The following is a 9,458-nucleotide window of genomic DNA, read 5'->3' as shown; positions in this document are numbered from 1 at the left end:
GTCACGCTCGCTCATCGCAATCAATCCCATCCGCAATCTCCCAGGTCATCAAAACCCGGGGAGAGTGACATTCTTACTTTGCAGGATCAGGACACTTTAACTTTGCGGCTACACGATAAGATCGCGTAAGCGTTGTTATGGAACTTACAAATATGGTCCCGAGACAGGTCCGCGTGACCCAGTCGACGCGGGCCTTGGCGCAACTTCGAAGCTGTTGAATGCGCCCCCGGCAGACCCGGTGCGGTTCATGGTCCTCCCATGAGTATGTACAATTACAGCCAACTAAAGGAGCCAGTTCTTAGGGCGCAAGGCGAAGGTCGGCGTTTGTCCGCATGCATGTCATCGTTTTTCATGAAATTGTCTCTTAGGAATCATTTTTCATGAGCAAGGATCGGATTTCATGAGACGGCTATGGCCCAGCACGATGGAAAACAGCCAAACGATCCTGGGGGTTGCCGGCTCATCGGTGAAGACAACATGGAATTGGGCGAAATCCACCTGAGCTTGTTCGCCGGGAGCCGTTTCGACCCGAACTTCAAACCCGTGTTCGGAGGACGGGCGGACGTCTCTGAGAAAGTCCGTGACTGCAGTGTAGCCGCCGGAATATCCGCGTTCCTTCAGCTCCCGCAGGAGCCGCCGTCCGCTAAGACCGGGATAGGCCGCGGTCCATAGGCAAGTGCCTCAAGGCCCCGTTCGATATATTTGCGGATTGTCTTTCGATCGACGCCGGTCTGCCTGGCGATCGCAGACACCGACAAGCCCTGCCGGTGTAAATCTAAGACTATGACTATCTCCCCGAGTTTGATGACCGCCAATCCCCTCTCGACCATCGAGAGTAGTATCGGAGATGCCGTGCCGCCGGTCTTCCCGGGCGAGCGCCGAAAAGACCGGCGGCGTCCCTCAACTCGAGAAGATTCAAGTGGCACTTTTGGAGAGTATTGATCCGGTATCGACAGCAGGCCCAAGAGAGCGAAAGACCGGATGTCCTTCCTCGCTGACAACCTGATGGCCGACCTTGCCGTTACCCCCCGCGCGTTAGAATGAGCGAATGAACATTTCGAGCGGCGAAACACGGATTTGGCTGTCCTGTCAGGCACTCTGCGTAATGCGCAGCAAATGGGTCGCGCGTGCCTCGATTACACCGCGAATGGTCTTGAGAATCCCATGGGCGATACCCTCTTCCTTAACTGCCGCCAGCAGCTCGTCGGCCTCTCCGGTGATACGGCTTGCAAGCTCAGTCAGGTCTTTGATTAACAAGCGCTGCGCGCTCTTTGTGTCCGGCACCAGTGTTAGCCAGTGCTGCAACTGAATTGTGTCAGCAATCGATCGTCCACCAATCGGCATGGCGAGCTTTTTCGCCCCAGGTGCACCACTGTTTTGGTGTTTTTTGATCGGTGCGATGCCCCGTGGATTGAGTTTTCAAAGAGTTCAAATATTCTATGGCTCGCCCGACAAGAAAAAATGTTTCAAAATTAGAAGTATACTGAGTTCAACTAGGGAAGGACCGCATGCTCATCTATTCCGACGAGAATATTGAAGTAATTCACCGCGCGGGTTCATCGCCTTATCTTCTTGTCACCTTTAATGAGATGGAGATGCAGGCGAACGGCAGTCGGTTCTGGGCGCAACGGTTTTGCGAAAAAGCCGACATTGCCGCGCTCGGCTTCATCAGCCGGCGGCCTAATTGGTTTCCGGCAGCGAGCATCGTTAAGGCGGTCGACGCGGCGCAACCCATTTTGCGTGCCGCGCCGGAGCGTGTCCTCTACGGTCATTCACAGGGCGGCTATGCGGCGCTGCGTTATCGTCGGCGCTTCGACGCGACCGTCGCCATCGCCTTCTGCCCGCAAGCCTCGATTGACCCGAATGCGGTACCGTTCGATCGCCGGTTCACGCGACATTTCTCGCCCAAGCTCCACACCAGTATGGGGATCGCCCCCGACCAAGCGGCCGGCCGGGGCTATGTCTTTTTCGATCCGTTCCATTCGGTCGATCGCCGGCACGCGGAGCAGATCGCGGCGCTCCAAGCAGAGACGCGGCTCGTTCCGGTCCATATGACCGGACATGGCACCGTGCGAGCCTTCACTGGGACAGCGCGGGCTCTTTCGCTCATCGACTCTTGCCGAGCAGACAACCTCACGGGCCTACGGGAACTTGCCCGCGTGGTTCGTGTCGCCGCACCCATGAGGCCCTATCAAATCGCGGTCTCGGCAATCGCTCGCCATCCCGCTTGCGCCGACCGGTTGCAGGCTCGCTTTGGCGAGGGCTTCTCGCCCGTGGAGCGCGTTAATTTCCTATATCATCGGGCCAACCGTCACATCCGGGATAGTAAACTCGCTACCGCGCGGGAAATGCTTGCCGAGGCCGTGGCACTTCAGCCTGCCAATATCGGTTTTGTTCGCCGGCTCGAGGAGCTTGATAGCCGTATAGCCCGAGCCCGCGACGTGGCAATTTCTGGATGAGTGGCTCTTTATGAGTTCATCCTTCCAGCGGCTTTTGCCGCGGCGGCCACCGCGTCCCACTCCGCCAGCACTCGTTCCTGAGTGAACCGCCGCGCACTTTGTTCCGCGTCGCGCCCAAGATGGTATCGCAGCAGCGGATCCCGCAGGATCCTTCCAAGGGCCGTCGCCAGGGCGTCGATATCTTCCCGTTCGACCAGGATTCCATCTTCGCCATCGCTGATCATTTCCTCGGGCCCCCATTGGCACCGAAACGACACGGTGGGAATTCCGGCGGCCATCGCCTCCAGCAGCACGATCCCCCATCCCTCATAGCGAGACGAGAGCACGAACACGTCGGCTGTCTCCACCCATTCTCCTGGCCGCTTCGTGACGCCAGGCATGCTCACCCGGTCGGCAAGACCAAGCCGGTTCCTTTGCGCCTCAAGGTTTGCCCGCTCCTCCCCTTCCCCCCAAATGCGCAAATGCCACTCCGGCAGATCCGGCGCGATTTTGGCGAATGCCTCGAGCAGCAGGTCGAAGCCTTTTTGGTGGGTCAGGCGTCCGACGGCAGTCAACGTGTTATCCTGTCGTCTGCTGTTCCAACCCGGCGGCAGATCGGATGCATTAGGAACGACCCAGCCACGCTTGCGCATGATGGGTGGAAAGGTTTCGAGCGCCCCGCGCGTCATCGTTACCAAGCCGAAGGCGCGCGGGTAGAGCCATCGCTGCAATCGCTTCCAGCCGCGTCCAACGGGCTGCAGTTCGGGATTGTTGCGCTCGGAAACGATGATCGGCACACCAAGCCGCCAGCCCGCGAGCAGTGTGAGAACGTTTGTTCGCGTGAGGAAACTGAGGATGAAGGTCGGGCGGGACGCTCGAAGCGCGGCTGTAAGCTTTCGCATCCTGCGAAACGCCATCAGACCGGAATGAAGGTTCGATCGAGGCCGCCCTGCCCCACCGAGCCGCCAGATATCGATATGCGGATCGATCGGATAATATGCCTCCGAAGTCGGGGCCTCGAAAGTAATGATGGTTACCTCATGCCCTTGCCGTGACCAGTGATTTGCCACCAGGCTAACGACATGCTCGGTACCGCCGGCGCCGAGTGCCGGCACGACGATCGTGGTTCTGGTCGTTTTTTGGTCCGGATGGTCGTGCGCGCCACAATACGGGCTCGTTGCCATTCGTTGATGTTCCCCGTCGCGTTCCACACGTCCTCGGTCAATTAGATGATGGTTGTTACATTCCGGATCGCAGTTGCAGTGTATTCTGTTTTACCCGCTGCCGCGACGGCTTCAGTGCGCCGTCAGGGGGTGCCGATGAGCAGCATTTGCAGGGTGTAAAAGGGGCATCTCAAGCGTGTTCGGGTGACCTCTCATGCTGCGTTGGCGGACGCGTTCCTCGTTTCTCGCCGAAAATCCGGCAGAATCTGGTTTCGGTCCATTCTGTCGCGAGCAGACCGTATGCTCGAACCGATCGCAGCTCTCTGCATGCGCGAACGAGCTGCTGACCACGCGGTCACTTCGTAGCGCCCACGACGACGTTCCTGACGACGTCCGCGATCGTCCTCATTGCCTGCTCGTCGAAACTGGGATCCACCAGAAAGGCCAGGCTCGTTTCTCCGAGAGACCGGGCGACGGGAAGTCGGTGCGCCGGCACCATGCCGACGTTGATGAATGCCTGTTCCCGATAGATTTCCGAGCAACTGCCACTAAAACACGGCACGCCGCGGCCATTGATCTCCGCCACAAGCCGATCCCGGTTCCATCCGTCGCGCAGCATTTCTGGCTTCACGAAACTGTAGAAGCGATACCACGCATGGACGAACTCCGGCGGCGGAATTGGGGCGCGAAGCGCCGACAGATCCTTGATGGCGTCGTGAAGGATTGCTGCGTTGACCGCACGGATATCGTGAGTGTCGGCAAGCGTGGCGAGCTGCGCCGTCCCGAGCACTGCCTGTATCGACGTCATGCGCCAGTTGGTGCCGATCGTCTCATGCAGCCAACGGAACCCCGGGGGATGCTCCGTCTTGAACACGGCATCGTAGCTCTTGCCGTGGTCCTTGCGGCTCCAGGCGCGTTTCCACATGGCCTCGTCGTTTAGTGCGATCAGGCCACCTTCGCCGCCCGTCGAAATTATCTTGTCTTGGCAAAACGAAAATGCGGCGATCTCGCCGAACGTTCCGACGGGGTGGCCTGCTATGGAGGCTCCGTGCGCCTGGGCGCAGTCCTCGATCACCCAGAGATCGTTTTCGGCCGCCAGCGCCATGATTGCCGGCATGTCGCAGGGCCAGCCGGCGAGATGAACCGCTATAATGCCTCTGGTCTTTTTTGACAGGCAGCGGCTGATCGTCTCTACCGTGATGTTCTGGCTCTCCTCGTCGACATCGGCGAACACCGCCCTACCCCCGGCCATGACCACGCAGGATGCGGAAGCTATAAAGCTCCTGGGTGTAACGACGACCTCGTCGCCGGGCTGCAGGTCGAGTGCATGAAGTGCCAAGTCAAGCGCGACGGTTCCGTTTGCAAGCGCGATCGCATGTCGCATGTCCAGATAATGTTCATAGGCCGCTTCGAAGGCGCGAACGTGAGGTCCAGTCCAGGCGTTGACCTCGCCGGTTCGCAGCACGTTGCAGACGTCTGCGATCTGCTGTTCATCGTAGATGGGCCATCGATGCATCTGTGTCCCCCCGAACTCCACCCTGTCATGAGCGCGTCTGTGGCAGCATCCAACGAACAAGGACGAACGCTTCGGCCGCTTCGCTCATCACCGTCGCACCGCGCAATTGCGCCAGCGCCGACAGCGTTCTCGTCGATCGCTCGTGTGGCGGCGAGCGGATCTGGGACGCAAAACACTGCATTGCTTCGAGCTTCTTTTCGAAATAGCTCGAGATGTCGACGAAGACGTTCGGCGTGAAGCCCGGAGTCAGATAGGGCGCGTTCCAGTTGGTCTCGGACAATGTTTCATAGGCCAGTATGCGATGAGGGAAGCTTTCCTGGTGGGGGCGACTTGCCACCAACGCCGAAAGAAACGCCAACTGATGATCTCGATGAATGTCGCCGGGAAATGGCAGAAGAACTGTCTCGGGAGATAGGAGACGAACGAGATCCGAGAGCGCACTGTTGACGGCGGAATGCCCGGCCAGGTCGAGTCCAGCCGCTTCGAAACCGAGCCAGAATGTTTCCTCCACGCCTAGCAATGCGTGGGCCTGATTGGCCTCCGATCTGACTAGAGCGATGCTTTCCGAAGTGAAGGCGGGAGGCCGCCCCTCGGTTACGATCGCCACGAACACCCGCTCGCCTTCCGCGGTCAGTCGAGCGATCGTTCCGCCCGCTCCCAACACCTCGTCATCCGGGTGTGGCGCGATCACCAGGGTTCGGCCAAACGAGAGCGGAACAGGCAACGCAGGACCCCTCTTTGCCTTGGCTCGCTTGCTCATCGATGGCTTTCTCCTAGTGGTGCGAAAGGCGCGGCGGCGCCGTATCGTTCGGCGACATGACGCCGTGCCTCTGCCAAGTGCCTGTCGTTCCGCTTCTCGCCGGCGACAAGGGTGAGTACGGTCATGACGAGGATGCGCGTGTCGAGCCATCGACCCGCATGATCGACATACCAGATGTCGAGCGCCAGTTTCTCCTCGTTCGACAGGCGTGTATTGCCGTTGACCTGCGCCCATCCGGTGATGCCGGGCAGTACCCGGCAACGGACCCGGCCGAGCTCACCGAATTCCGCGATGGTTGTGGGACCAAGCGGGCGCGGTCCGACGAAGGCCATCTCACCCCGCGCGACGGAAAGGAATTGCGGCAATTCGTCGAGGCGCGTGCGTCGCAGAAACCATGTCAGTCTCGTCGCGCGCAGATGGTCGGGCAACAGGTGTCCGTTCGCATCGCGACCTTCGCGCATGGTACGAAACTTGACGATGGAAAATGGCTTAGCCCCGAGACCGGCACGCAATTGTCGAAAAATGAGTGGCCGACCGAGTGTGGCGAATACAATCGCGGCCGCCAACAGCATCAGCGGCAGGCAGAGGATAAGCAACACGCCGGCGATGAGAACGCTGTCTACCCGGCCATTTTCAGCTGGTAAAGCTATAGGGCCCATCTCGAGTGCATGTCGGCCGTTCCGTCTCAATCCGCTCTCCGTCACGTCGTCTGTTTGGTCGGCGGTGCCGCCGTGACCGTGCTTGCTTACATGCCCGTTATTGCCACCACCAAGACGTCGCCCGGCAGCATTTCCGTTAATGGGGAAGCCTCAATGCTCGCCGGCTTGCCGCCGACGGGGTTGCGGCGGATCTCGTAGGTGTAACTGATCTTGGTTTTGTTTGCTTCATCGGCGCTCGCCGCCGCCATCAGCAGAATTTGCTCCTGGGCAGCTTGCCTGCTCGCGATCAGTTTCTTGATCTCCACGTCGCGCTCCTGCAGTTGCATGAGAATTTCCTTCTCGCGATCCGCCCCGAGCTTGGCGAATTCCAGCTTCATTTCGCTCAGCTCCCGCCGTGAACGGGCAAGCGTCGCGAAGGTCTCAAGCAACTGGGACTTTTCGTTCGATGCGTTGCTCCTGGCGCGTGAAAGGTCGCTTTCGGTGTTGAGTTCACGCTTGCGCAGCGAGCTCACCCGCGCCAGGTCCTTTTCATTGATGTCGACCACTTCCTTTTGTTGAGCCACAAGTTGATCGAGGATGTCTATCGCGCCTTGCCCCTGGACAATTCCTTCCGACAAAATGGCGCTCTGTGATTTGTTGGCGGCGAGATCGGCACTCAGGATCTTTTCCTCGACCTCGATAACCCCTTTGAGAGGCAGGTCGGCGAGGTATCCCCTGGCGACTTCCGGCACGTCCTTCAGGTCGATCTTCGCGCTGTTCTTCAGTTGCGCAACCAGACGGGCAGCGTAAATCGCCTCATAGACGATTTGCGCGTCAGCTCCCTCAATCTCGCCGCGGAGCCTTGCGCGTGCCACGATCCGGTCGGACGGATTGACGGATGCGATCTGGGTGCCGCCAGCGAGACCCACGGCCTGTTCTACCGTCAGGCCGCCGTAGAAGGGGAAGGAACCGGGGCTTCGCACTTCGCCGAGAACGAAGATCGGACGAAACGTGGAGATGTTGAGCGAGAGCTTTGGATCAATCAGGATTTCCCGGGAACGGTACTCGGAGCGTAATTTTTCCAAGGCCGCGGTCACCGTCAATCCAGCGATCTTGACGGATCCAATCAAAGGAAATTGGGCATCGCCGTCGCTCGAAATCGTTACCGTCACGGGAATCTCGGCGTCGTCCAGGAAGTCGAAGGTGAGGATATCGCCAGTAGACAGCCGATAGTCGGCGGAAAGCCCTCCCCCCGTCGTCACGCTGAGCAGAAAACACAGGATCGCTGCGAGAAGATATTTGGAAATCCTTCTCGCCAGGCTCCTGTCGAATGAGCTCGTGATTCCGGTCATGCGATTGCGCCTCTCGAAAGAAAAGACAACGCTCGGAGATCGTATTGTCGGCGACTATATTCTGACGTTCGCCGAGCCGTCAAAGGATTTTGGTTGAAAATAAAAAGATGCGGTAACATTATAATACATATCCCGAAAGGGAGAGTAATTTCGATTTTTATTACCCCGATGGATTACCCCTAAAGAGCTACCTAGACTGTCCCTTCTCTCGCCGGCGCCCCCGGCATGATCTTCTGGAACGCGCGTGACGATCCGCAAGAAACTACGACGCGCCATGAAGGCGTTCGGCGACATCGCGAGGCGGGAAAAAAGCCTTAAGGAGAGGCTGCAGGCGGTCGCTCATCTGATGACGGGCAATTTCCTCGGCTCGATCATTGGGCTCGCCGGTTTTGCCTTGACCGCGCGCGCACTCGGTCCGGCCGACTATGGCATGTTAGCGCTGTGCTTCGCATACATAAGGGCGGTCGAGCGGCTGGTCAGCTTTCAGTCCTGGCAGCCGCTCATTAAGTTCGGGAGCGAGGCAAAAGAGGCCGGGCGTAACGACGATCTGCGCGCCATCTTGAAGTTTGGACTCCTTCTCGATGTCGCAGCCGCGATCGCCGGTTGCCTGATCGCAATCTTGCTGGTTCTTCTCGCCGCACCCTTCTTCGGCCTCTCGGAGCCGGTGAAAGAACTGGTACTCGTTTACTGCTTCGTCTTGCCTTTTCAGCTTTCCGGCATGCCGACCGCGGTCCTCAGGCTTTTTGGCAGGTTCACCTCCCTAGCCTACGGCCAGGTAATTTCGAGCCTCTTGCGCGTCATCCTCTGTTTTCTCGGCTACATAACCGGTGCTGGGCTGTTCGAATTCGCATTGATCTGGATGGCAGCGCAGATCCTGAGCGCCATTTCGCTGGTTACTTTTTCCCTAGTTGCCCTCAAGCGCGAAGGCTTGCTTCACGGTCTGGCGTCGGCGTCAATGGCACAGCTTCGGACCCGCTTTCCCGGCCTATGGAAATTCGCGATATCGGCGAATGTCTCGCTGACCATTCGCGCAAGCGCCAACGAACTTGACACATTGCTGGTCGGCTACCTCGCCGACCCGGCTTCAGCAGGGCTGTTTCACATCGCCAAGCGCGTCGGTCGCCTGGCGCAACAGGCAGGTAGCCAGGTCCAGACGGTGCTCTATCCTGAACTCGCTCGCGCATGGGCCGCGGGCGCGAGCGCCGAATTCCGGCGCGCCGTGTCCCAGACGCAGTGGCTGCTCCTTGCATTCGGCGTCGCGATGATAGGTGCATTCTACGTCTCGATCGAGCCGCTGCTGAAATGGACAGCCGGACCGCAATTCGTCGGCGCCGCGCCACTGGTGATTGTCCAGTCGATTGCCGTAACACTAACCCTCGTCGGTGCCGTCTTCCGCTCAGCACTGTTGGCGATAGGAGAGGAACACAGAGTCCTCACGAGCGTGTTGATTTCGGTCGTGGGCTTTTACGTGACGGCGTTGATCTTCATTCCGCAGATTGGCGCCATGGGCGCCAATGTTGCCCATATCGTCATGTCAGTCGTGTGGCTGGCGATGATGTATGTGGCTTATCGCCGGCGCATCTAGCCGAAC

8 protein-coding genes and 1 pseudogene are annotated in these 9,458 nt (G+C 59.0%); 2 read left to right on the top strand and 7 right to left on the bottom strand.

Features of this window, described 5'->3' with window-relative positions; all coding sequences use genetic code 11:
* Positions 1-399 precede the first annotated feature (399 nt).
* Positions 400-830 (bottom strand): annotated as a pseudogene (locus ASD02_RS37125) (helix-turn-helix domain-containing protein); the annotation flags it as partial.
* Between the two features lie 259 nt (positions 831-1,089).
* On the bottom strand, positions 1,090-1,344 hold the full coding sequence (locus tag ASD02_RS17615) for a hypothetical protein (RefSeq protein ID WP_057220989.1): 255 nt from the start codon (positions 1,342-1,344) through the stop codon (positions 1,090-1,092).
* A 164-nt stretch (positions 1,345-1,508) separates the two neighbouring features.
* Here ASD02_RS17615 and ASD02_RS17610 point away from each other — a divergent pair, with 164 nt between their 5' ends.
* Positions 1,509-2,459 carry an alpha/beta hydrolase gene (locus ASD02_RS17610; protein ID WP_057220988.1) on the top strand — a complete coding sequence of 317 codons (951 nt, stop codon included), beginning with the start codon at positions 1,509-1,511 and terminating at the stop codon, positions 2,457-2,459.
* An 8-nt stretch (positions 2,460-2,467) separates the two neighbouring features.
* Here ASD02_RS17610 and ASD02_RS17605 read toward each other — a convergent pair whose 3' ends face one another.
* The 5 genes from ASD02_RS17605 to ASD02_RS17585 form a co-directional block, all read right to left on the bottom strand.
* Positions 2,468-3,622 (bottom strand): glycosyltransferase family 4 protein, encoded by a 1,155-nt coding sequence (locus tag ASD02_RS17605; RefSeq protein ID WP_057207739.1) that lies wholly within the window; start codon positions 3,620-3,622, stop codon positions 2,468-2,470.
* 334 nt (positions 3,623-3,956) lie between these two features.
* Positions 3,957-5,117, bottom strand: coding sequence for a DegT/DnrJ/EryC1/StrS aminotransferase family protein (locus ASD02_RS17600; RefSeq protein WP_057220987.1), 1,161 nt, complete (start codon positions 5,115-5,117; stop codon positions 3,957-3,959).
* A 25-nt stretch (positions 5,118-5,142) separates the two neighbouring features.
* Positions 5,143-5,877 (bottom strand): PIG-L deacetylase family protein, encoded by a 735-nt coding sequence (locus ASD02_RS17595; protein ID WP_057207737.1) that lies wholly within the window; start codon positions 5,875-5,877, stop codon positions 5,143-5,145.
* Positions 5,874-6,566 (bottom strand): sugar transferase, encoded by a 693-nt coding sequence (locus tag ASD02_RS17590; RefSeq protein WP_234907959.1) that lies wholly within the window; start codon positions 6,564-6,566, stop codon positions 5,874-5,876. The genes ASD02_RS17595 and ASD02_RS17590 overlap by 4 nt, the downstream gene beginning before the upstream one ends.
* 56 nt (positions 6,567-6,622) lie before the next feature.
* The gene (locus tag ASD02_RS17585) at positions 6,623-7,867 is read right to left on the bottom strand and encodes a polysaccharide biosynthesis/export family protein (protein ID WP_057220986.1); all 1,245 of its coding nucleotides are present in this window, start codon (positions 7,865-7,867) and stop codon (positions 6,623-6,625) included.
* 274 nt (positions 7,868-8,141) lie between these two features.
* Here ASD02_RS17585 and ASD02_RS17580 point away from each other — a divergent pair, with 274 nt between their 5' ends.
* Positions 8,142-9,452: an oligosaccharide flippase family protein gene (locus tag ASD02_RS17580; protein WP_057207734.1), complete on the top strand. Its 1,311-nt coding sequence runs from the start codon at positions 8,142-8,144 to the stop codon at positions 9,450-9,452.
* Positions 9,453-9,458 lie beyond the last annotated feature (6 nt).

Source organism: Ensifer sp. Root1252 (assembly GCF_001425885.1).
Taxonomy (GTDB): Bacteria; Pseudomonadota; Alphaproteobacteria; order Rhizobiales; family Rhizobiaceae; genus Ensifer; species Ensifer canadensis.
Note: the sequence above shows the minus strand (reverse complement) of the source record. Positions and strands in the feature narration are given on the sequence as shown.

Bases quoted from the DNA above. Each gene is read 5' to 3' on its own strand.
- ASD02_RS17615 (WP_057220989.1), bottom strand. From the start codon at position 1,344: ATGCCGATTGGTGGACGATCGATTGCTGACACAATTCAGTTGCAGCAC.
- ASD02_RS17610 (WP_057220988.1), top strand. From the start codon at position 1,509: ATGCTCATCTATTCCGACGAGAATATTGAAGTAATTCACCGCGCGGGT.
- ASD02_RS17605 (WP_057207739.1), bottom strand. From the start codon at position 3,622: ATGGCAACGAGCCCGTATTGTGGCGCGCACGACCATCCGGACCAAAAA.
- ASD02_RS17600 (WP_057220987.1), bottom strand. From the start codon at position 5,117: ATGCATCGATGGCCCATCTACGATGAACAGCAGATCGCAGACGTCTGC.
- ASD02_RS17595 (WP_057207737.1), bottom strand. From the start codon at position 5,877: ATGAGCAAGCGAGCCAAGGCAAAGAGGGGTCCTGCGTTGCCTGTTCCG.
- ASD02_RS17585 (WP_057220986.1), bottom strand. From the start codon at position 7,867: ATGACCGGAATCACGAGCTCATTCGACAGGAGCCTGGCGAGAAGGATT.
- ASD02_RS17580 (WP_057207734.1), top strand. From the start codon at position 8,142: ATGAAGGCGTTCGGCGACATCGCGAGGCGGGAAAAAAGCCTTAAGGAG.